This window comes from Streptomyces sp. NPDC051243, from assembly GCF_044455405.1.
In the GTDB taxonomy this organism is placed as follows: domain Bacteria; phylum Actinomycetota; class Actinomycetes; order Streptomycetales; family Streptomycetaceae; genus Streptomyces.
The window spans coordinates 269,746-291,003 of record NZ_JBITES010000002.1 but is presented as its reverse complement, the minus strand read 5'-3'; the positions used below and the strand labels follow the sequence as shown (position 1 = coordinate 291,003).

Sequence of the window (21,258 nt, the reverse complement as noted above, 5' to 3'; positions counted from 1 at the left end):
GCGGCGTGCTGAGGAGCATGGCAGCGCGACCAGAAACAAGCAAGCATGCTTGCATTAATTCGGTTGATACTCGGTTCATCATTGCGGCCCTCATAGGGTGAGGGCATGGCGAGTGAATTCAGCGATGCCTTCCTCCTGGAGGCCGAACGGCATGCCGCATGGGGTGCGGCTCAGCTCCAGACCCTCACGGAGTTCCTGCCCGAGGGGCCGTGGACGGCCGACCTGTCGTCCTGTCAGTACCGGCAGGGAGACCTGGAGCTGCGCGTGGCCGTACTCGGCACGTACGACATGGACGAGCGCTCCTGGATGTGGGGCTGGGCGAACCCCGGACTGCGAGGCACCGAGGTGGTCGCCCCGACGGACGCGGTCGAGCGGTACGGGCAGGCCCACGGCATCGCCGAACTGACCGAGGAGGTCCTGGATCTCTCCGGTTTCGAGGATCCGCGCCGCGCGGCGGAGACACTCGCCTTCACCGGGATGGGAGTGGTCGGGGCGCCCGGCTACATCGGCGTTCCGGCGGGCCCTGGCACGCAGGTCTACTTCCTGCCCGACGATCCGCGGGTTCCCCGCGCCGGCCTGGACACCGTCTCACTGCCGCGAACTCTGCTCACCGGCGCGGGACTGATCGGGCATTCGGCCAGACAGGTGGTCCACGGCTACCTGGACCACCACGAGGTGCCGCACCGCGTCGAGGGCGACCGGATCGTCGCCGACCTGCCCGGCGGCGACACGGTCGCGGTGGACTTCGACTCCCTGGGCCGGATCGCGGGTGTGGAGGTCAAGGCACTGCCCTGAGTCGGGGCAGTTGGGGGATGGAGGATGAGGGGATGAGGGGATGAGGGAATGGGGGGGATGGGGGGAGATGGAGTGTGGGGCTGCGGCACATAAGCCCGGCCAAATGCCGGCTAGGACTTAGCCTTCCCCCGCCCGACCTGTGTCCGCACCGCTCCCATGCTCGCCCCGATGACGAGGGCGATGGCGACGGACTGGGCCGTGGACAGGGCCTGGTCGAGGACGAGGAACCCCGCGGTCGCCGCGACGGCCGGCTCGAGGCTCATCAGGACGGCGAAGGTCGGCGCGGGCATGCGGCGCAGGGCGAGGAGTTCCAGGGTGTAGGGGAGAACCGAGGAGAGGATCGCCACGGCCGCGCCCAGCCCGAGGGTCACCGGGTCGATCAGCTTCGCGCCCGATTCGGCGATCCCCAGGGGCAGAAACAGTAGGGCGCCCACGGCCAGCGCGAGGGCCAGCCCGTCGGCCTGCGGGAAGCGGCGGCCGGTACGGGCACTGAAGACTATGTATCCCGCCCACATGGCGCCGGCCCCCAGGGCAAATGCGACACCTATGGGGTCGAGACTGTCGAAGCCTCCGCCGCTCAGGAGGAAGACACCGGCGAGGGCGAGGCCGGCCCAGACGACGTTGATCAGGCGGCGCGAGGTCAGGACGGAGAGCGCGAGCGGGCCGAGCACCTCCAGGGTGACCGCGGCGCCCAGCGGAATGCGGGCGACGGACTGGTAGAAGAGGCCGTTCATCGTGGCCATCGTGATGCCGAAGACGATCACTGTGCCCCAGTCGGCCCGGGAGTGACCGCGCAGCCGGGGCCGGCAGACCAGCAGCAGGACGACCGCCGCCACCAGCAGCCGCAGCGCCACCACGCCGAGCGCACCGGCGCGCGGCATCAGGCTCACCGCCAGGGCACCGCCGAACTGCACCGAGACGGCACCGGCCAGCACCAGACCCACGGGGCCGAGCGAGCCCCAGCGGCGCGGGGCGCCGGCCGTCGGCTCGGGGACGGCCCGGGTGCGGGACGGTGAGGACGGCGTGATGGCGGCGGCGTCGGGGGTGCTCACGGGCGTTCCAGGGGCTCGACTCGGGGAGTGTTCATCATGCTGTACTGCCAAGTCCAGGGTAGTGGACCTCGTCAGGCGTGTGAACCCGTTATGCCACTGTCCCGAAATGTGGACGAGAGGGGCCCCGGCGCCGCACGAGATGCGGACGGAAGGACCGGCGGGAGGGCCGGACAGGCCGGTCCGGCCGGACCACGCGACGGCGGTGCGGTGGGACGGCTGGACCGGTCCCTACCGTCGCGCCATGTACAGATCGAGCGCCTTGTGCAGCAGCCGGTTGAGCGGGTAGTCCCACTCCCCCAGGTACTCGACGGCCTCGCCGCCGGCGCCCACCTTGAACCGCAGCAGGCCCAGCAGGTGGTTGGAGTCCTCCAGGGTGTCGGTGATGCCGCGGAAGTCGTAGACGGCGGCGCCGAGTTCATGGGCGTCGGTCATCATGCGCCACTGCATGGCGTTGTTGGGCTGGACCTCGCGCTTGCGGCTGGTGGAGGCGCCGTAGGAGTACCAGACGTGGTCGCCGACGGTGATCATGGTTGCGGCGGCGAGGGTGTCGCCGTCGTGATGGGCGAGGTAGAGCCGCATGCGGTCGGGGTGTTCGGCGGTGAGCGCGGTCCACATCCGCTGGAAGTAGGGCAGGGGGCGGGGGATGAAACGGTCGCGCTCGGCGGTCTCGGCATAGAGGTCGTAGAAGGCGGGCAGGTCCTCGTAACCGCCCCGCACGACCTTCACGCCCGCCTTCTCGGCCTTCTTGATGTTGCGCCGCCACTGCTGGTTGAGGCCACGGTGGATGTCGTCCAGCGACCGCCCCGCGAACGGCACTTGGCAGACGTACCGCGGCTGCCCGGCGGCGAACCCCTCCTCGCCGCCCGGTTCCGCCTGCTGCCAGCCCGCGCGCCGCAGCCGGTCGGCGATGTCGAGGGCACGCGGCTCCTGCGACGTGGCCTCCACCTCCCGCAGCCGCCGGGCCGCGGGATCGGCGATCGCCGCCTTCACCGCCTCGGGGCTCCAGCGGCGGGCGACGACCGGCGGCCCCATCTTCACCGAGAAGGCGCCCTGGCGCTTGAGGTGGGCGAGCATCGGTGCGAGCCAGCGCTCGCACAGGTCCGGCGCGTCCCAGTCGATCAGCGGCCCCTCGGGCAGATAGGCGAGGTACCGCTTCAGCTTCGGCAGCGGCCGGTACAGCACGAGCCCCGCCCCGACGAGCCGCCCACCACCGCGTTCCTCCCGCCCACCACCGCGTTCCTCCCGCCCGCCGCCGCGTTCCTCCCGCCCGCCGCCCTGCTCCCCGTCGAACCACCCGAGGCTCTCCGCCCGCCAGTCGGGCTTCACCTCGCCCCAGGACGGCACCTGCATATGGCTGGCGGAAGACCGGCCCGCGACGAACGCCAGGTGCTCGTCGCGGGTGATGGGCCGGAGGCGGAGTGGCATGGTCAGGGCTCCTTAGGTCGCTCGCCTGCCACCCTACGAGGAGAGCCCCCACCCCTCATCCCGGCCGAGTGCCGGCCCAGTACGGTCGGCTCGGGCAAGCGCTCCGGCCACCGAGCCACCACAGCCGGGCTGACAGAGGCCCTCCGGTCGAACTCCCTTACGCCTCCGGGCCCTCAGAGGCCCCAGCAGTAGGCGATGGCCTGAATCCCACTCCCCGCGCTGCTCCCTTTGCTCCTTTTCTGCCCCTTTCCGCCCCTCGCGTGGCAGTGGCGTCACATTCGCGCCGGGCAGACCTTCCCAGGGGGCCCGTTGTGGGACACCCACGAGTCAGGAGGCACATCATGGTGCGCGTTTCGATGAACCGGCGGAAGCACTCAAGCCCGGGAAGACGGGTCGGCGTGGGCGTGGCGGCGCTGGTGGGAGGGCTGCTCTCGCCGATGGTGAACGCGGGCAGCGCTGCCGCGCAGCCGAACCAGCATGCGGAGTTCGAGGAGCCGGGCGTGTACACCTTCACGGTTCCCGGCAGCCCCGCTTCCCTCAAGACGGTGACCCTCAAGGTCTGGGGCGCCGGGGCCGGTGGGAGCGGCGGAGCCGGTGGCGGCGGAGGCGGCGGGGGTGGGGGTGGCGGCAACGCCCTTCTCGCACTGGGCGGAGGAGGCGGTGGCGGCGGCGGTGGCGGAGGAGGAGGCGCCGGCGGCGGAGGAGGCGGCTCCGGCAGCTTCGTGGAGTGCACCGAGGTGCTGCCCGGCGGCGTGACGCTGACCGTCGTGGTCGGAGCGGGGGGAAGCGCCGGAGGTGCGGGGACCGGCGGCAACGGGGGCGCCGGCGGCAGCGGCGGCGGTCCCTTCGGCGGCGCTGCCGGCAGCGCGGGCGGCTCCGGCTCCCTCGGCGGAGCCGGTCAGGACAGTTCGGTGGGCCTCACGACGTTGGTGGACCTGGCGTTCGCCTCCGGCGGGGACGCCGGCACCAGGGCCCCGACGGGCGGCCGGGGCGGTGGCGGCGGCGCCGTCGGAGGGCTCGGCGGGTCCGGCGGATTCGGTGGCGGCGGTGGGAGCGGCGGCAGCATCACCGGATCCGGCGGTACCGGCGGCGAGGTGACCGGGTGCCTGGGTATCCCCACCGCCTCGCAGGACGGCGACAGCGGTGGTGCCGGCGCCGTCGGCAGCTCGGGTACGGCGGGCGGCAGCGGCGGGAGCCGGCAGGGCGGCACAGGTGGAGCCGGCGGCAGTGGCGGCGCCGGGGGCAGCGGCGGGAGTGGCGGGAGCGGTGGCACCGGCATCACCGTGGGCGGCGACACCTTCGGCAGCGGCGGGGACGGGGGCGACGGCGGCACGGGTGGCACCGGCGGTTCCGGCGGCAGCGGCGCCACCAGCGGCGGTGCTGCCGCCGCGGGCGGGTCTGCCGGTGGTACCGGGAACAACGGCGTGCCCGCGGACGCCGGCGGCGACGGGGCCGTTGTCATCGACGTGGCACCGGTGCCCTGACAGGGGACCGGACGCCCACGCCGACCGGGTGCCCTCTTGGCGGCCGGCCGCCGAGAGGGCTCTGCGCCCGAAACACCTCCAGCACGGTCTTGCGGCCGTACGCTCCCCACGCTCGAACCTGCTTCATTCGGCTCGAGCATGGACACCCCCTGGCTCACCGGTCATTTCCGTCGCCCTCCAACGCCTCCGCCAGCACCTCCGCCAGATGCCGGCCCCGCGCCCCGGCCAGCTGCTCCAGCTGCGTCCGGCAGGAGAAGCCGTCGGCCAGCACCATCGCTCCCTCCCGCGCGCCCCGCACCGCAGGCAGCAGCTGCTCCTCCGCGCAGGCCACCGACACCTCGAAGTGTCCTTTCTCGAAACCGAAGTTGCCCGCAAGGCCGCAGCAGCCCCCGCTCAGTTCGCCGGAGAGCAGGGCCGCTCGACGCAGCCGGCGGTCAGCCCCGTCGCCGAGGACCGCGTGCTGGTGGCAGTGCGTCTGACCGACCACCGGACAGTCCAGCCGGGGCGGGGTCCAGCCGGGCGCCAGGCGCTGCAGTGTCTCCGCGAAGGTCAGCACGCGGTCGGCAAGCCGCCGGGCCCGTGGATCGTCGTGCAGCAGTTCCGGCAGGTCCGAGCGGAGGGCCGCCGCGCAGCTCGGCTCCAGGACCACCACCGGGGCGGCCGTATCCAGCACCGGCTCCATCAGGTCGAGCGTGCGCCGCAGCACCGCGCGGGCGCGGTCGAGCTGCCCGGTGGAGATGTACGTCAACCCGCAGCAGACGCGACCGCGGCCCCGCAGGAGGGACACCGGGTCCATCGCGACGGTCGTACGGCCGCCGTCCACGCGCCCGCCGACGCCCGCCGACGCACCGTCCCCCACCACCTCACCGCCGCCTGTCGCCGCCGCACCGTCCCCCACCAGCACCCTCCTCAACCGCACCGTGGGCGGCAGCCCCACCCGCAGCCCGGCCGCCTCCAGCACCCGTACGGCCGCCTGCCCCACGGACGGCGAGAAGTGCTCGGTGAAGGTGTCCGGCCACAGGATGACCAGCTCGCCCTCCGCTGTCTTCTCCCGCCTCTCCCACCACCGGCTGAACGTCCGCGTCGCCAGCCGCGGAATGTCCCGCTCCGGCGCGATGCCGCCGAGCCGCTTCGCCGCCCACGCCAATGGCCGTACGGCGGCCAGGGCATTGACCAGCGACGCCGTACGCGTGCGTGCCACCAGGCGCAGCCACTGCGGCAGCCGGCCCATGCTGTGGTGTGCGGCGGGACGGCGGCGGCCCTCGTAGTGGTGGTGGAGGAACTCCGCCTTGTACGTGGCCATGTCGACCTCGACCGGGCAGTCGGACCGGCACCCCTTGCAGGACAGGCACAGGTCCAGCGCGTCGCGCACCTCGGTCGAGCGCCACCCGTCGGTCACCAGTTCCCCGGCGAGCATCTCGTGCAGCAGCCGCGCGCGCCCGCGCGTGGAGTGCTCCTCCGCGCCGGTGCCCCGGAAGGACGGGCACATGACGGACGGGCCGGACACCGACGTCGTACGGCACTTCGCGACCCCGACGCAGCGCCGTACCGCCGCCGAGAAGTCCCCGCCGTCGGCCGGGTATCCGAAGGCCACGTCCACCGGCTTCCGGGGCAGGACCGCGAACCGGAGGTTCGCGTCCAGGGGCGCCGGGCGCACCAGCATGCCCGGATTGAGCAGGTCGTCGGGGTCCCACACCCCCTTCGCCCGCTCGAACAGACGGACCAGCTCCGCCCCGTACATCCTCGGCAGCAGCTCGGCCCGTGCCTGCCCGTCCCCGTGTTCCCCGGAGAGCGAGCCCCCGTGCGCCACCACGACGTCGGCGAGTTCCTCCGAGAAGCGCCGGAAGCGGCCGACGCCCGCCTCCGTCAGCAGGTCGAAGTCGATACGGACGTGGATGCAGCCGTCCCCGAAGTGCCCGTACGGCGTCCCGCGCAGCCCGTGTGCGGCCAGCAGCGCGCGGAAGTCCCGCAGATACGCGCCGAGGCGGTGCGGCGGCACGGCACAGTCCTCCCATCCCGGCCAGGCCTCGCTGCCGTCCGGCATCCGGGTCGCCGTACCGCTCGCGTCCTCCCGGATGCGCCACAGTGCCCGTTGCCCGGCCGGGTCGGTCACGACCAGCGCGTCGACGACATCGGCGGCCCGCACGATCGCCTCCGCACGCGCGCGTGCCTCCGCCGCCGACTCCCCGCCCGTCTCCACGAACAGCCAGGCCCCGCCCCGGGCAAGCGCGGCAGTCGAGGGCACGAGGTCGGCCGCCATGCCCTCCACGGTCAGCGGCCCGTAGGGCAGCAGCCCCGCCGCCGCCTCCGCGGCCGCGCTCTCGTCGGCGTACGCCAGCACGGCCAGCGCACGCGCGCGTGGCGCCTCGACGAGGCGTACGACCGCCTCGGTGAGGATGCCGAGGGTGCCCTCGCTGCCGCAGAAGGAACGGGCGACGTCGGCGTCCTTCTCGGGCAGCAGGGCGTCGAGCGCGTACCCGGAGATACGGCGGGGCAGTTCGGGAAAGCCGGTGCGAAGACGCGCGAGCTCGCCCTCGACCAGCGCCCGCAGCCCCTGCGGCGCCCCGGCCCACTCCTCCCCCAGCCGCAGCCGCTCCCCGCGCGCGGTGATCACGTCCAGCTCCCGCACGCTGTCGGCGGTCGTCCCCCAGGCCACCGAGTGCGAGCCGCACGAGTTGTTGCCGATCATTCCGCCGAGCGTGCAGCGGCTGTGGGTGGAGGGGTCGGGGCCGAAGCGGAGGCCGTGCGGGGCGGCGGCGTCCTGGAGGCGGTCGAGGACGAGGCCTGGTTGGACGACGGCGGTCCGGCTCTCCGGGTCGAGGGACACGATCCGGTTCATGTGCCGGGTGAAGTCCAGAACCACGCCCGTTCCCGTGGCCTGCCCGGCGATGGAGGTACCTCCGCCGCGCGCGACGACCGGCACCATATGGTCCCGGCACACCTCCAGCACCGCTGCGACGTCATCGGCGTCATGTGGTGCGACCACACCGAGTGGGACTCGCCGGTAGTTGGACGCGTCCATGGTCGTCAACGCCCGAGAGGTGACATCGAACCCGACCTCGCCCCGGACGACCTTGCGCAGCTCCGCCTCAAGTTCCGACATACGTCCACTCAATCAGCCCGTTCGGGGGTACCCCCAGGTCTGACGCCCACCGAAACGCCGTCTCACCCGACGGACGAGGTTTCGCCGAGGTTTCCTCCACCGGCTAACCTCACCCCGTGGCTGAGATCCAGATTCCCGCTGACATCAAGCCCGCCGACGGACGTTTCGGCGCGGGCCCCTCCAAGGTGCGGACGGAAGCGCTGGACGCGCTGGCCGCCACCGGAACCTCCCTGCTCGGCACGTCCCACCGCCAGGCCCCGGTCAAGAACCTGGTCGGCCAGGTACGCGCGGGCATCAGCGAGCTGTTCCAACTCCCCGACGGCTACGAGGTCGTCCTCGGCAACGGCGGCTCGACGGCCTTCTGGGACATCGCGACGCACGGCCTGATCGAGAACAGGTCGCAGCACCTCACGTTCGGCGAGTTCAGCTCGAAGTTCGCCAAGGCCGCCAAGCTCGCCCCGTGGCTCGCCGAGCCGGACGTCATCTCCACCGACCCGGGCACGCACCCCGAGCCGGTCGCCGAGGCGGGCGTCGACGTGTACGCCTTCACCCACAACGAGACCTCGACCGGTGTCGCCATGCCCATCAAGCGCGTGGCCGGTGCCGACGAGGGCGCCCTGGTCCTGGTCGACGCCACATCGGGCGCCGGCGGCCTCCCGGTCGACGTCTCCGAAACGGACGTCTACTACTTCGCCCCGCAGAAGTCCTTCGCCTCCGACGGCGGCCTGTGGATCGGCGTCTTCTCCCCGGCCGCGATCGAGCGCGCCGAGCGGATCCACGCGTCCGGCCGCCACATCCCGGAGTTCTTCAGCCTCCCCACGGCGATCGACAACTCCCGCAAGAACCAGACGTACAACACCCCCGCTCTCGCGACCCTCTTCCTCCTGAACCAGCAGCTGGAGTGGATCAACGGCCAGGGCGGCCTGGACTGGGCGGTCCGCCGCACCGCCACCTCCGCGCGCACCCTGTACGGCTGGGCCGAGGACACCAAGTACGCCAACCCGTTCGTCACCGACCCGGCCAAGCGCTCGCAGGTCATCGGCACGATCGACTTCACCGACGAGATCGACGCCGCCGCCGTCGCCAAGGTCCTGCGCGCCAACGGCATCGTCGACACCGAGCCGTACCGCAAGCTCGGCCGCAACCAGCTCCGCGTCGCGATGTTCCCGGCGATCGACCCGGCGGACATCGAGGCGCTGACGAAGTGCATCGACTACGTGATCGAGAAGCTGTAACCGCTTCTGCCACGACATGCGAAGGGCGCCCGGCGGACCCCCGCGGGGCGCCCTTCGCATGTCCTGCGCAGCTGCGTGCGGCTCGCTCGGAATGAGTGATCCGCACGCAGAGCATGCCGGCCCTGAACTCAGCCATGCGAGGGGCGCCCGGCGCGACCACCGGGCGCCCCTCCCTCAGGCCGCCGCGCAGGTCACCGAGGGCGCCCCGCCGCCCCCGGGCGCCCCACCGAACCCGAAGCTCGCCGAACCACCCACGGCCACAGCCCCGTTGTGCGCGGCGTTGGACGCGGTCACTGTCGAGCCGCTCTGCGTGTGCGTGGCGTTCCACATGGACGTCACCCGCTGGGAGCCGCTCCAGGTCCAGGTCACCTTCCAGGAGTTGACCGGCACCGCGCCCGTGTTGGTCACCTTCACCTCGGCGTTGAAGCCGCTGCCCCAGTCGCTTGTGACGGTGTAGGCGGCGCTGCAGGTCGCCTTGCCGCCGCCGGGATCGCCAGGGTCTCCGGGACCGCCGCTCCCGCCGCCCGGGAATCCCGGCGCCTTGATGCTCGCCAGGTAGCCGTCCTTCACGGTGTCGACGGTCGTCCAGTCGTCCTTCAGGATTCCGCCCGTGTCACCGGAGTTGGGATTCCAGGACCAGAACGTCCAGTGGAACGAGTCCGCGCCGTACGCCGACGTCGAGCGCAGGTACGTCACCAGCGCGGACAGCCACCTCTGGTCCACCGTCGACTGGAGCGTCGTACCGAACTCGCCCAGCCACACGGGAGCGATGTTCTGCTTGAAGACGTAGCCCCAGTACCTGTCCCACACGCCCGGCATGTTGTCCGGGAAGGACGGGTCGCTGAACCAGGGCTGCTGGGCCACGCTCGTGGCGTAGTCGTGGGCCGAGTACACGAGGCGGTTCGGGACGTCGAGCTGGACCGGGTGCTGGGCGACGCCCATGAGGTTGCCGCCCCACCAGCCGCCCACGCCGTCGTACGACTGGACGCCCTCGACCATGATCAGCAGGTCGGGGTTGACGGACAGGACGGCGTTCCCGGCGCGTTGCGCGGCGAGCCGCCAGTCGCGGGTCGTGTCGCCGCAGCCCCAGCAGGCGGGGTCGTGCGGCTCGTTGTGCAGGTCGATGCCGATGACGGTGCTGTCGCCCTTGTAGCGCGTCGCCAGCGCCCTGAGGTTGGCGATCCACGTCGATTCCGGCACCGACGCCGTGTACCAGAGCGCCGACTGGCCGCCCGCGTCGGGACGGTGCCGGTCGAGGACGATCTTGAGGCCGAGCTGACCGGCGTACGCCACGATGCGGTCCAGTACCTGCAGGGAGTTCAGGCCCTGCAGGTCGGCGTTCTTGCCGTCGGCGAAGTTGATGCTGTCCGGCATGGTGCCGGGCTTGAGGATGTCGTCGCTGAAGGGGACGCGGAGGGTGTTGTAGCCGAGCGAGTCGATCTGGTCGAGCATGCTCTTGTAGTCGCGCGTCCACAGGCCGTGGACGACGTGGTTGCCGGTCTCGAAGCCGAACCAGTTGATCCCGGCGATACGGACGGGCTGCCCGGCGGCGTCCAGGATCTGCCGGCCGCTGGTGTGCCAGTAGCCGGCGCCCGCCTCGGCGGCGTGGGCCGGCTGCGCGCCGGCTCCGGCAAGCGGTAACAGAAGCGCCGCGGCCACCGCACACAGCGCTCTTCGCAAACTGCGGAACATGTCCTGCGTTCCTCCTCGGGAGGCGCGGGCCCGGAACTGGTGGGAGCGCTCCCACCGCCCTCGCCTCCCATGGAAGTCAGGTCACTCGGACACGTCAAGACACGTGCTGTGCAGATGTCACCGGCTCAGCTTCTGGAACCTGCGCACCGCCAGCGGCAGGAAGATCGCCGTGAGCACCACCGGCCACACCCCCGCCATCAGCAGTGCGTGCTGCTCGACCCAGGAATCCCCGGTCACGGCCCCGGCCGGCACCCCGAACAGCTCACGCGTGGCCGCCGCCGTCGACGAGATCGGGTTCCAGGCCGCCACCCAGCCGAGCCAGTCCGGCATCAGCTGCGGCGCGACGAAAATGCTGGAGATCATCGTGAGCGGGAAGGCGACGGCGAACAGGCCGCCCGCGGCCTCCGGGTTGGGCACCAGCAGGCCCAGCCACACCCCGATCCAGATCAGCGCGAACCGCAGCCACAGCAGCAGCCCGAAGGCGGCGAGGAAGCCGAGCCCGCCGTCCGGCCGCCAGCCCATCGCGAAGGCGGTCAGCATCATGATGGCCAACTCCGCGCAGGCGGCGAGCAGATCGGTGATCCCGCGTCCGGCGACCACCGCGGATGAGGCCATCGGCATGGAGCGGAAGCGGTCGATGACGCCCTTGGTCGAGTCGTAGACGACGAGTGTCGCGGTGTTGATGAAGCCGAACGCCATCGTCATCACGAACATGCCCGGCATCAGGAAGGGCGTGTAGTCCCCGCCGCCCGGCACCTTCATCGCGCTGCCGAAGACATAGCCGTAGAGGAGGACGGAGAGGATCGGGAAGCCCAACTGCCAGGCGATGTTGATGGGTTGTCGCTGGTAGTGGGTCAGACCGCGGCGGACGACGTTCCAGACGTCGGCGAGGGCCCAGTACACGCGGCCGTGATCCTTCGCGGCAAGATCGAGGGTGGTCACGCCGCCTCCTTGGCTTCCGTACGGTGTCCGGTCAGGCGCAGGAACACGTCGTCGAGGCTGGGCCTGCGCAGCCCGATGTCCTCGACCTGGACGCCCTCGTCCTGGAGTGTGCGGGCCACCTCCGTCAGGGCGGAGACCCGGTCGAGCACGGGCGCGTGCACCCGCAACTCGCCCTCCTCCGAATCGGGTTCACCGTCCGAGACCCGGGCGACGACCTTCACCACGCGCGGGATGTCGGCCCGCTCGGCGACCACGACCTCGATACGGTCGCCGCCGACGAGGTTCTTCAGCCCGTCCGGGGTGTCGTCGGCGATGGCCCGCCCCTGGTCGATGACGGTGATGCGGGAGGCCAGCTTGTCGGCCTCCTCCAGGTACTGGGTGGTCAGCAGTACGGTCGTGCCGCTCGCCACCAACGCCCGTACGGACTCCCAGACTTCACCCCGGCTGCGGGGGTCGAGCCCGGTCGTCGGCTCGTCGAGGAACAGGACGGCCGGGGCGAGGATCATCGACGCGGCGAGGTCGAGGCGGCGCCGCATGCCACCGCTGTACTTGCCGACGCCCTTGTCGGCGGCGTCGGTCAGGTCGAACTGCTCCAGCAGTTCGACGGCCCGCAGCTTGGCCCGCCGGCCGCCGAGGTGGAACAGCCGGCCGAACATCTCCAGGTTCTGCCGGCCGGTGAGCACCTCGTCCACCGCCGCGTACTGCCCGGTGAGGCCGATGCGCGCCCTGACCTCGCGCGGCTGCCGGGCCACGTCCAGGCCGGCCACGGTCGCCCGGCCGCCGTCCAGCCTGATCAGCGTGGACAGGATGCGTACGGCGGTGGTCTTGCCGGCGCCGTTCGGCCCGAGCAGGCCGTGCACCGTCCCCTGCCGGACGGCCAGGTCGAAGCCGTCGAGGGCGCGTTTGTCGCCGTAGCGCTTCTCCAAGCCCTCGGCCCGTACCGCGTATCCGTCCACGTATCCGTCGTCCGTCACGAGTCCCCCTTCCGATTAACTGGGTACAGCGTACCCGATTGCGCGTACACCGTACCCAGTTTTTTCGGGAGGACTTAAGCTGAACCGCATGACGAGCGGCAAGGGTGGCACCAGCGGCACGGAGACCAGCGGCAGCGGCGACATCGCCCGCACCATGGAGCTGCTGTGGGAGACGGGCCGACGGCCCAGCCGCGGGCCCAAGCCGACGCTCACCCTGGACCAGATCGTGGAAGCGGCCGTCCGGGTCGCGGACGCGGAGGGCCTGGAGTCGGTGTCCATGCGCCGGGTCGCCGCCGAACTGGGCACCGGCACCATGTCGCTGTACCGCTACGTCCCCGGCAAGGCCGAGCTGCTCGACCTGATGCTGGACCGCGTGCAGCGCCCGTCCGAGAACCCGGCCGACCTCGGCGACGGCGGCTGGCGCTCGGCGCTGGAGGCCCTGGGCCGCGCGACCCTCGCCCTCTACCGGCGCCACCCCTGGCTGCTCCAGGTCAACCAGTCCCGCCCGATTCTGGGCCCGAGCGCCCTGGACGGCATGGAGAAGGTGCTGGCCCGCATCAAGCCGATGGGCCTGTCCGACCCGGAGCTGGTCTCGGCGATCATCATGATCGACGGATACGTCGTCGGGGCCGCGCGCACGCAGCTGTACCACCAGGAGGCGGAGCGCCGGACGGGCCTGACCGACACGGAGTTCTGGGAGGCCCAGACCCCGATGCTGGAGAAGGTGCTGGCGTCGGGCCGCTACCCCCTCATGGCGTCCCTCGACCAGAACACCTGGAGCCCCGACTTCGACCACTTCGAGTTCGGGCTGCAGCGGATCCTGGACGGGCTGGAGGCGTTCGTCGCCCGGCGCGCGGGGATGGCGGGCGGCGCCGACCGCTCGTAGGAACCAGGGCCTGTCGTCCGTACGCCGGCATGATCCGAACGGCAGGTCCTGGTCCCTCAGCGCGCCGCGTCCGGCGAGGTGGAGCCTGACGCGGGCGTGGTCCTCATCAAGACGTCGGCTCCGCGATCATCGCGATCCAGCTCAGGATGCCCACTGGGACGGCGACCAGGACGGCGTACCCCACCCGGTCGGCCGCCTTCTGGCGCGGCGAGGGCTCCCGGCGGTGGGCCTCGCGGCGGGCGTCCCGGCCACGCGGCTTGATCGCCTGGTACCCGAGGATCGCGAGGACGGTGACGCAGACCGCGACCTGCCAGAGCTCGCCCACGACGCCCCAGAACCCGACCCGCTGGATCGTGTCCGGGTCGTTCCCCTGCCGCGCGTCGAACTCGGTGCCGTCCGGGTAGTCGCGCCCCGTGTCGCCGAGGGGGACGTACTCGGCGTCGTCGGCGGTGCCGCCGTCCGGCGTGAAGTCGCCGTGGCAGTCGTACCGGGAGTTCCTGCCGCTGCTGTCGGTGTCGTAGCAGCGCTCCACCTTGTAGGTGCCCGGTGTGCCGTAGACCCCGGCGGACAGGGCGAGGTCGGCGGTGGCCATGCCGCACCACAGAGCGGTCACGAGGGCGAGCACGACGCCGCACACCCATCCCAGTACGCGCTTCATCCGCCCACCAGGATGATCGGTTCCTTCTCCAACAGCCGGGAGATACCGGCCTGTTCGGCAAGAGCGAGGCGCTGCGGGCCGGCCTCGGCGCGCTCCTGCTCGTACTTCTGCCAGTCGGCGGGCTGCACGAAGAACATGTCACCGCTGCCCGGCACGATCATGACGCCGCCGAAGGCCGGGTCACCGGCGAACCACGCTCCGCCCTCCTCGGCCTCCTTCGGCCAGCGGCGCATCGTCGTGGCGTTGACCGCCCGCAGCTTGGGCGCGCCGCGCTGTCCGCGCACCGACAGCCGGACGGTGTGCACATCGCCGAGGTACTTCCACTCCGAGCCCTTCCTGGACACCCGGGTGCGGTACTCCAGGGGATAGGTGTCCAGCACCCTCTTGCACACCTTGAGCCGCGACCCGTGCCGCAGCCGCAGCATGAGGAAGATCAGCACGAGCAGTGCGGCGGGGATTCCGAACCCGGGCAGGGCGGCGTCGTAGCCGACCAGATGCGACACGAACGGAATGGCGAACAAGGCCAGGGCGAGCGCGAGGCGCGAGGCGATGTGCCGGTACAGCAGCGCGCTGTTGTGCCGGAGCACCTGCGCGACGTCGGGGGGTGTGGGGAGTGTGGCGGGTATGGGGGTTATGGGGGGACTGTCCATGCGGGGTCAGGTGATCCTTCGTACGAGGGCGGCGTCACCATACCGGCACCGCACAGCCGACCGCTCACCCCCGTCGCAGCAGCCTCCGCAACCCGAACAGCACGACACACGCGACGACCACCGCGATCGCGCCGACCTTGATGTCGCCGCTCGGTCCCCCGCTGTCCTCGCTCCCGGCGGCGTCGGAGGACGCCGAACCGCCGCCGCCGGAGGAGGAGTCGGAGGACCCGGCGGCCTGCGGGGCGTCCTGCGCCACCACCGTGCTGTTGGCTCCCTCGCTGCCGAGCATGAGCTTGGTGCCGTCGGGTGAGTAGCTGGCGGACTCCCCCTGGCCGAGGGGCACGCTGATGCGCTCAAGGCGCTTGAGCCTGCCGCCGTTCCAGTCGTAGGCGACACCGCCGAAATAGCCGCGTACGGCGAGGGTTCGGCCGTCCGGGGAGAAGGCGGCGTCGGTGGCCCACAGGTCGACGGGCGTGACGGGCTTGAAGACGTTCGTCCCCGAGGCGGAGAGCTCGGCCGGTGCCTCGTAGAGGTGCCCGCCGTCCTCCTGCTTGTCGATGATGTAGACACGCCCGGTCTTGGGGTGCACGACGAGCGACTCGGCGTCGCGCGGCCCGTCGGAGTACTTCACCACGTACTGCGTGGCGCGCACCGACTGGTCCTTGAGCTGCTTCGGCTCGGGCAGCCGGTAGACCCACACGTACGGCCACTCCACCCCGTCGTTGTCGCCGATGTCGCCGACGTAGATCTCGTTGCCGGGCCCGATGGCGATCGCCTCCACGTCGCGCGGGGTGCCCACGCCGGTCAGGGTGATCGTCGCGACGGTCTGGCCGGTGGCACTGTCGACGGCGTAGAGGTAGGCGCCCTCATCCTGGTCGTTGTGCGTCCAGTAGACGCCCGGGTGCTCACGGGAGGCGGCCAGGCCGCTGGACTCCGTGATGCGCGGGTCCTTGATCGTGAAGTCCTCATTGCCGTCGGCGGCGGAGGCGGGCAGGGCGAGCGCACCGGCGAGGAGGACTCCGGCGAGGATGGCGAGCGGTCGGCGCATGCCCTCAAGCCTGCCATCCGCCCTGATGATTCGGCGGCGGAGTGTGCGGGAGGATGAATTCCGCGGGGCGTGGCAGGCTTCACACCGCACGCGCCCCTACCGCCGGGTAGCGATCGTCCATCATGAGCGGATGCTCAGGTTCATGCCCGTCGGCGACTCCATGACCATCGGCAGCGCCGGCGAACACACGTGGCGCTACCGCATGTGGCAGCACCTGCGTGAGACGTACGGCGGCCCCTTCGCCCTCGTCGGCCCGCGCGAGACGCTGTACGACAAGGCGACGGACGAGCCGACCTCGTACGAGTACGCCGCCGACTGCGACCCGTCCTTCCCGCGCGCCCACCTCGCCGGCTGGGGCGAGGGCTGGCTGCACATGGCACCGCTGATCGGGGATGCGGTGCGGTCGTGCCGGGCGGATGTGCTGCTGGTGTCGCTGGGCCTGATCGACCTGGGTTTCTATACGAACGCGGCGCAGACGGCGCAGAACGTGCGCGGCTTCGTCGCCGGGGCGCGATCGGCGAACCCACGGGTGCGGATTGTCGTGCTCCCGGTGATCCCCAATGTGCGCGCCGAGTCGGAGACGCTGTTCGCCGCCGAGGTCGCCCGCTTCAACGAGTTGCTGGCGAAGGCGGTGGCGGACCTGGACGAACCACGCTCGCCGCTGCTCCTGGCCTCCCCTCCCCCCTCGTACGACATCCACCTCGACACGTACGACGGCACGCATCCCAACGCGAGCGGCGAGCACAAGATCGCCGGGGCGTTCGCGGAGGCGATGTACCAGGCGTGGGACCTGGGCGAGCCCTACGCGGTCTGACGACAGGGTCCGACTACACGGGTCGGCTCTCGATGGCCCGGACGAGGAAGTCGGCGCAGGGCCGGACCGCAGGCAGCAGCCCGTCGTCCCCCCAGCGCTCCTCCTCATGACCGAGATAGACGGCCCTGGCGTGTGCCAGGACCGCCCGGTGCTCGGCGGGGAGCCGCGGGAGGGCCCAGTCGGCGGCGGCGTCCTTGGAGCGGATGACCCCGGTCGCGAGGGTGGTCCAGATCCGCGCGAGCGTCAGCAGCACGTTACGGGTGTCGGCGTCCAACTCACCGAGCAGCTCCGGCACTCCGGCGACGATCGCGCGCCGCAGGTCCTCGTGCGGGACGGGGTCGAGTACGTCGGCGGGTGGGGGACCGTACAGCGGGGCGTTGGCGAGCAGCACCATGGTGAGGAGCGGCGCGAGGTCGGGGCTGGGTTCGGGGGCGGGGGTGACACCGCGCTCGTAGTCGGCGCGCAGCCATTCGCCGTAGAGGAAGTCGCGGGTGGGCGGGTAGCGCCAGGGCCGTACGTCGTCCTGTACGACGACGATGAGCTCGACGGGGCGGGAGCCGCCGCCGGACACCCTCAGCAACTCCTCGACGAGGGCGCGGCGTTGGGCCTCGGTGGTGCGCTCGCGTACGACGACCAGGACGTCGACGTCGCTGTGGGGGCGGAGTCCGCCGAGGGTGGCTGAGCCGTGGAGGTAGATGCCGAGGACGGCGGGGCCGAGGGTGTGGTGGAGGAGGGGGAGGAGGGGCTGGGTGTCCTGGGCGGGCATATGAGCTTCCTCTCCGTAGTGGTCGGTGTGCGTATCGTTGAACTTATGGCCGTGAGCGACACACGCTGGCTCGACGAGATGTTCGAGCGGCTCGAGAGGATGCCCGTCCCCGAAGGATTCAGGGTCGAGATCGTCGGGGGCAACGTCCATATGACGCCGCAGCGGGACACGCACTGGGGGATCATTCGCAGGATCCTCCGGGCACTCGAAGATCGCTTCGGGAGAGAGGTCAGGGTGTTCTCGGACGTCCGCATCGACTTCCCGGGCCACCAGAACGGCTTCTGCCCCGATATCGCCATGCTCAAGGACTCGGCGAGGAAGGACGACACAGGCCACTGGCTGTACCAGGACGTCGAGTTCGTCGCCGAAGTCATCTCCGAGGGCACGGCCGCCAACGACTACGGCCCGAAGAAGACCGCCTACGCGGTCGCCGAGGTCCCCGTATACGTCGTCGCCGACCCCTACCAGGGGCGGTGCTACATCTACACGGACCCCAAGGACGGCGACTACGAGAACCGGACGCCGGTGGACTTCGGCACCGACGTCGACCTGACCGGCACCGTGGTCGACCTCGCCCTCAAGACGGACGACTTCCCCCGCGACTGACACGGCGAGCCTGTCCCCCTCCGCCTGCGCCTCGACCGGCCAGTCGGCGTCACTTGTCACCGGCCGGTGGTGTCGACGACGGCTCGGCGAAGAACTTCCAGATCGAGATCACGGCGATGACCTGAGCGACGAGGTAGGCGACCTGCAGGGAGTAGTAGCGCATCTGGTAGACGGACAGGAGGAGCCCCAGGCGGCTCTGCCAATAGCGGCGTTCGGTGCGGAACGTGTCGAGGTCGAGTGCGATCCCGGTGACGGTGAGGACAAGCAGCATCGTCGCGGCGTACAGCGCGAGGTTGGCGGCGCCCTCCTTGGTGAACCAGCCGATGACCGCGTCCACGGCCACCGGCAGCGCGAAGGCGAGGGCGACCGGGATGGCCTTGACCGCCCCGCGCCGGCCGGGCAGGACGCGCCACAGCGCCCCGAGGACGAAACCCGCGCCGACCCAGCTGGACATCCACCAGAGGATGCGGAGCACCATTCCGGGCAGACCGAGCAGGTCCATCAGCGTGTCCTGCCAGGCCTCACCCCGAACCGAGTTGGACCACGTACCGAGGACGGAGGCGGGCACACCGGGTATCAGGGCGAACCGGGCGCCGCGGACACCGTTGTCCCACCAGTTGTCCTTCGGCCCCAGCGCCAGAGCGGCGTCGACCACGGAAACATGCGCCGGGAGCCGGTCGGTGCGGGCCATACGTCCGCTCGTCGGCCAGTCGTGAAGGCTGTCCAACGTCCTTTCCAGTCTCGCCCGTCGGGGTGGCTTGTCGCCGGTCAGCCCCTGGTCGAGGCGGCGCAGCTCGGCGTGGGTCTCCCTGAAGACCCGGGATTTGTTCAGCAGTGCCGTACGAGCTCCAGGGCCCGCGTCCTCGGCAAGGGGCCGCTCGGAGATCTCGAAGGGCTGCTCCAGCACGGCATGGCGTTTGAGCGGGGCCACCACCGCGTACAGGGCCAGCATGTACAGAGGTATCCACAGGGCCTCGACAAGCGCGCTGCCCAGATGGCCGCCACCGATGGACACCGCGAGCGGGAAGAACGCGAGAAACAGCAGGCGGTCCGCGCCGTCACCGAGAGGCGACATCGGCGACGGCCTCGGGGCGCGCCAGGTGCGCAGTACGGCCAGCACGGCCACGGCGGTCAGGATCCAGGCGTAGGAGAGAATCCATTCCTGCCCGTTCGAGGCTGACCACACCGTTTCGAAGGCGAAGTCCTCCCGGTGAAGAGGCCCGTACGCGGTGTCCCAGCGGTCGCTGAGCCAGGTGGCGCGCTGCCAGTTGCGCTCCTCCGTGAGCGCGTAGGAGACGGCGACCGCAGCGGTCCATACGACGACGGCGGGTCCGGCGATACGCAGTTGCAGCTCCCGGTCTCGAGGCCGTTGCCCGGGGCCGACCGGACGGCGGCTCTTCGGGAGCAGCTCCGCGTCGACGGCGAGCCGCCAGGCCACGGCGACGAAGCCGAGGACGGTCAAGGCCATGAGGCAGCAGGAGGCCGTGGTCTGCGCGGCGAGTGCCAGGTCGGACGCCGACCACTCCTCCTCCCCTGCGCACCTCTGGCACAGACCGAAGGCCTCCGTAAAGGTCATCGTGGCCAGCGGCGGGAGCATCAGCAGAGCCCCTGCCAGCCAGATGCGCCAGGGCGGTTTCGCGAAGGAGAACAACAGGGCGGCGGCGGCCAGTGCGAAGACATGCCCGCGTATGAGGGCGTCGTCCAGCCACCACACCGCGCCAGGCCTCTGGTCGTAGCGACGGATCAGGTCGTCCGCATGGATCAGCACGAAGACGGCGACGACCGTGACGGCCCACCATTCGAGGTTCCGTAGGACACGTTTCTGGCGTGCGAGAGGCCACAGGCGGGCGGGAGGCAGGGAGCTTCGCCGGCGATAGAGGACGGCCGCCCGCAGCAGCAGGCCGGACATCGTCACCGTCCACAGCAGCCCGCCAAGCATGTCGAGTCCCGCGGCACCCAGTCGGTCGTACTGGGCGGCCCAGGCACGCTGCCAGGACGGCCTGATGGAGACGGTGACGGTGGGAGCCGAATGCGGTCGCTTCTCAGCCGGGCGCCACACCAGCTTGGACGTCTCCTCGTCCTTCGCCGTCGGCGAGCCCGGCGTCGCGGTCTCGATGCCGGGCTCGCCGGGATCCACTGTGATCCGTTCCCAGACCGAGCCCGCCAGTGCGGGCGGTGGACGGAGGGCGACCGTCCAAACGTCGGCTCCGGCCGTTACCCGCCAGACCCCCACATCGATGGCCGACCGGTACGCGTTGACCCAGGAGTGGGCCTCCTGGACGACCTTGACGCGGCCGCCCTTCGTCGTGACCTCCGGCGGACCGGGGCGCCACTCCGACCACCGCGGGTCCTGCTGACCCGGCCCCGGCCGACTGAGGCAGGCCATCGCCTTGATGTACGCCCGGCTCTCCCGGCCGAACAGCAGAGCCTTGGCGTACGCCCAGTCGGCAGGGACGTCCACGGTCAGGTCAGTCTCGATCTTGGTGTGGGTGCGGTCGCCGTGCCGGAGCTCCACGCTCGTACTGATCCGCGCCCCGGCGAGCCCGGCAGTCGCGCACTTGTCCTCCGCCTCCTCCGCGGCGGGAGCGGCCCCTGAGGTGAGCAGGACACACACCACCGCCGCCAAGACGGACGCCAACCCCCGACCTCTCAACAAGCCCGCCCCCCGACCGACTCGTCATCTCGCGACCTCGGACATCCTGCCCACAACTTCGCGCAGCAACTCACCCTCCACAAAAGGGACTTCCTCGGTCGGCATCGACCGCCACTCCAGTGGCCAGGTGACACCGGTCAGGGCCGGTACGCCCACGTATGCCGAATAGCCGACGGCGCGGGTGAAGGTGCGTACGCCGGAGGGCCAGCGGTGGAGGACGGCGGTTTGCGGGGGCAACAGGAAGTAGAGGTACCGCTCGCCGGTCAGCTCGCGGATGATCGGCCCCGCGTCGAACTGCGTGCGCAGGAGGAGTTCGGCGACGGTGCGTTCCGCCTGGGCGCCTTTCATGCGTACGGCGTCGAAGTGGATGCCCGCGTGGCGGAGGGCGTGGCCGGTGTCGGGGATCCAGGCGGGGAGCCAGGGGTTGGCGATTTTCTCGTACATGCCGCAAATGCAACCGGCTGCTTACATACTG

At 71.2% G+C, this 21,258-nt stretch carries 18 protein-coding genes; 6 read left to right on the top strand and 12 right to left on the bottom strand.

Annotated features, from left to right (window positions below; translation table 11 throughout):
- Positions 1-105: 105 nt before the first annotated feature.
- Positions 106-795, top strand: coding sequence for a DUF6882 domain-containing protein (locus ACIBAG_RS05200; protein WP_399101136.1), 690 nt, complete (start codon positions 106-108; stop codon positions 793-795).
- A gap of 110 nt (positions 796-905) precedes the next feature.
- Here ACIBAG_RS05200 and ACIBAG_RS05195 read toward each other — a convergent pair whose 3' ends face one another.
- Together ACIBAG_RS05195 and ACIBAG_RS05190 are read right to left on the bottom strand one after the other, a co-directional pair.
- Entirely contained in the window at positions 906-1,847 is a 942-nt protein-coding gene (locus ACIBAG_RS05195) for an EamA family transporter (RefSeq protein WP_399101134.1), read from the bottom strand.
- Between the two features lie 228 nt (positions 1,848-2,075).
- On the bottom strand, positions 2,076-3,272 hold the full coding sequence (locus ACIBAG_RS05190) for a lipid II:glycine glycyltransferase FemX (RefSeq protein ID WP_399101132.1): 1,197 nt from the start codon (positions 3,270-3,272) through the stop codon (positions 2,076-2,078).
- A 341-nt stretch (positions 3,273-3,613) separates the two neighbouring features.
- Here ACIBAG_RS05190 and ACIBAG_RS05185 point away from each other — a divergent pair, with 341 nt between their 5' ends.
- Positions 3,614-4,756 carry a hypothetical protein gene (locus tag ACIBAG_RS05185; protein ID WP_399101130.1) on the top strand — a complete coding sequence of 381 codons (1,143 nt, stop codon included), beginning with the start codon at positions 3,614-3,616 and terminating at the stop codon, positions 4,754-4,756.
- A gap of 154 nt (positions 4,757-4,910) precedes the next feature.
- Here the strand turns inward: ACIBAG_RS05185 and ACIBAG_RS05180 are convergent, their stop codons facing one another.
- Positions 4,911-7,859: an FAD-binding and (Fe-S)-binding domain-containing protein gene (locus ACIBAG_RS05180; protein ID WP_399101128.1), complete on the bottom strand. Its 2,949-nt coding sequence runs from the start codon at positions 7,857-7,859 to the stop codon at positions 4,911-4,913.
- 116 nt (positions 7,860-7,975) lie between these two features.
- Here ACIBAG_RS05180 and serC point away from each other — a divergent pair, with 116 nt between their 5' ends.
- A complete protein-coding gene (gene serC, locus ACIBAG_RS05175; RefSeq protein WP_399101126.1) occupies positions 7,976-9,094 on the top strand; it encodes a phosphoserine transaminase in 1,119 nt (372 codons plus the stop codon).
- 174 nt (positions 9,095-9,268) lie between these two features.
- On the opposite strand, the gene ACIBAG_RS05170 is transcribed toward serC, so the two are convergent.
- The 3 genes from ACIBAG_RS05170 to ACIBAG_RS05160 form a co-directional block, all read right to left on the bottom strand.
- Positions 9,269-10,786 (bottom strand): cellulase family glycosylhydrolase, encoded by a 1,518-nt coding sequence (locus ACIBAG_RS05170; RefSeq protein ID WP_399101124.1) that lies wholly within the window; start codon positions 10,784-10,786, stop codon positions 9,269-9,271.
- Between the two features lie 117 nt (positions 10,787-10,903).
- A complete protein-coding gene (locus ACIBAG_RS05165) occupies positions 10,904-11,728 on the bottom strand; it encodes an ABC transporter permease (RefSeq protein ID WP_399101122.1) in 825 nt (274 codons plus the stop codon).
- Positions 11,725-12,702: an ATP-binding cassette domain-containing protein gene (locus ACIBAG_RS05160; RefSeq protein ID WP_399101120.1), complete on the bottom strand. Its 978-nt coding sequence runs from the start codon at positions 12,700-12,702 to the stop codon at positions 11,725-11,727. The genes ACIBAG_RS05165 and ACIBAG_RS05160 overlap by 4 nt, the downstream gene beginning before the upstream one ends.
- Before the next feature lie 88 nt (positions 12,703-12,790).
- Between ACIBAG_RS05160 and ACIBAG_RS05155 the strand changes: the two genes are divergently transcribed.
- Complete coding sequence (locus ACIBAG_RS05155) at positions 12,791-13,588, top strand: TetR/AcrR family transcriptional regulator (protein ID WP_399101118.1); 798 nt, start codon at positions 12,791-12,793, stop codon at positions 13,586-13,588.
- Positions 13,589-13,694: 106 nt separating this feature from the next.
- Here ACIBAG_RS05155 and ACIBAG_RS05150 read toward each other — a convergent pair whose 3' ends face one another.
- The 3 genes from ACIBAG_RS05150 to ACIBAG_RS05140 all read right to left on the bottom strand — a co-directional run bounded on the left by ACIBAG_RS05150 (position 13,695) and on the right by ACIBAG_RS05140 (position 15,944).
- Positions 13,695-14,246, bottom strand: coding sequence for a hypothetical protein (locus ACIBAG_RS05150; RefSeq protein ID WP_399101116.1), 552 nt, complete (start codon positions 14,244-14,246; stop codon positions 13,695-13,697).
- Entirely contained in the window at positions 14,243-14,896 is a 654-nt protein-coding gene (locus ACIBAG_RS05145) for a hypothetical protein (protein WP_399101114.1), read from the bottom strand. The genes ACIBAG_RS05150 and ACIBAG_RS05145 overlap by 4 nt, the downstream gene beginning before the upstream one ends.
- A gap of 64 nt (positions 14,897-14,960) precedes the next feature.
- Positions 14,961-15,944 carry a WD40 repeat domain-containing protein gene (locus tag ACIBAG_RS05140; RefSeq protein WP_399101112.1) on the bottom strand — a complete coding sequence of 328 codons (984 nt, stop codon included), beginning with the start codon at positions 15,942-15,944 and terminating at the stop codon, positions 14,961-14,963.
- A gap of 130 nt (positions 15,945-16,074) precedes the next feature.
- On the opposite strand from ACIBAG_RS05140, the gene ACIBAG_RS05135 reads away from it, so the two are divergent.
- Complete coding sequence (locus ACIBAG_RS05135; RefSeq protein WP_399101110.1) at positions 16,075-16,758, top strand: SGNH/GDSL hydrolase family protein; 684 nt, start codon at positions 16,075-16,077, stop codon at positions 16,756-16,758.
- A 13-nt stretch (positions 16,759-16,771) separates the two neighbouring features.
- Here ACIBAG_RS05135 and ACIBAG_RS05130 read toward each other — a convergent pair whose 3' ends face one another.
- On the bottom strand, positions 16,772-17,524 hold the full coding sequence (locus ACIBAG_RS05130) for an aminoglycoside adenylyltransferase family protein (protein ID WP_399101107.1): 753 nt from the start codon (positions 17,522-17,524) through the stop codon (positions 16,772-16,774).
- Positions 17,525-17,569: 45 nt separating this feature from the next.
- On the opposite strand from ACIBAG_RS05130, the gene ACIBAG_RS05125 reads away from it, so the two are divergent.
- The gene (locus ACIBAG_RS05125) at positions 17,570-18,130 is read left to right on the top strand and encodes a Uma2 family endonuclease (protein ID WP_399101105.1); all 561 of its coding nucleotides are present in this window, start codon (positions 17,570-17,572) and stop codon (positions 18,128-18,130) included.
- Positions 18,131-18,179: 49 nt separating this feature from the next.
- Here the strand turns inward: ACIBAG_RS05125 and ACIBAG_RS05120 are convergent, their stop codons facing one another.
- Both ACIBAG_RS05120 and ACIBAG_RS05115 read right to left on the bottom strand, forming a co-directional pair.
- Positions 18,180-20,768, bottom strand: a complete 2,589-nt coding sequence (locus tag ACIBAG_RS05120) for a DUF6185 family protein (RefSeq protein WP_399101103.1) — start codon at positions 20,766-20,768, stop codon at positions 18,180-18,182.
- A 39-nt stretch (positions 20,769-20,807) separates the two neighbouring features.
- Positions 20,808-21,227 carry a hypothetical protein gene (locus ACIBAG_RS05115; protein ID WP_399101101.1) on the bottom strand — a complete coding sequence of 140 codons (420 nt, stop codon included), beginning with the start codon at positions 21,225-21,227 and terminating at the stop codon, positions 20,808-20,810.
- Positions 21,228-21,258 lie beyond the last annotated feature (31 nt).

Coding starts and splice junctions, on each gene's coding strand:
- ACIBAG_RS05200 (WP_399101136.1), top strand. CDS start 106: ATGGCGAGTGAATTCAGCGATGCCTTCCTCCTGGAGGCCGAACGGCAT.
- ACIBAG_RS05125 (WP_399101105.1), top strand. CDS start 17,570: ATGGCCGTGAGCGACACACGCTGGCTCGACGAGATGTTCGAGCGGCTC.
- ACIBAG_RS05140 (WP_399101112.1), bottom strand. CDS start 15,944: ATGCGCCGACCGCTCGCCATCCTCGCCGGAGTCCTCCTCGCCGGTGCG.
- ACIBAG_RS05130 (WP_399101107.1), bottom strand. CDS start 17,524: ATGCCCGCCCAGGACACCCAGCCCCTCCTCCCCCTCCTCCACCACACC.
- ACIBAG_RS05145 (WP_399101114.1), bottom strand. CDS start 14,896: ATGGACAGTCCCCCCATAACCCCCATACCCGCCACACTCCCCACACCC.
- ACIBAG_RS05115 (WP_399101101.1), bottom strand. CDS start 21,227: ATGTACGAGAAAATCGCCAACCCCTGGCTCCCCGCCTGGATCCCCGAC.
- ACIBAG_RS05170 (WP_399101124.1), bottom strand. CDS start 10,786: ATGTTCCGCAGTTTGCGAAGAGCGCTGTGTGCGGTGGCCGCGGCGCTT.
- ACIBAG_RS05135 (WP_399101110.1), top strand. CDS start 16,075: ATGCTCAGGTTCATGCCCGTCGGCGACTCCATGACCATCGGCAGCGCC.
- ACIBAG_RS05150 (WP_399101116.1), bottom strand. CDS start 14,246: ATGAAGCGCGTACTGGGATGGGTGTGCGGCGTCGTGCTCGCCCTCGTG.
- ACIBAG_RS05180 (WP_399101128.1), bottom strand. CDS start 7,859: ATGTCGGAACTTGAGGCGGAGCTGCGCAAGGTCGTCCGGGGCGAGGTC.
- ACIBAG_RS05190 (WP_399101132.1), bottom strand. CDS start 3,272: ATGCCACTCCGCCTCCGGCCCATCACCCGCGACGAGCACCTGGCGTTC.
- ACIBAG_RS05185 (WP_399101130.1), top strand. CDS start 3,614: ATGGTGCGCGTTTCGATGAACCGGCGGAAGCACTCAAGCCCGGGAAGA.
- ACIBAG_RS05155 (WP_399101118.1), top strand. CDS start 12,791: ATGACGAGCGGCAAGGGTGGCACCAGCGGCACGGAGACCAGCGGCAGC.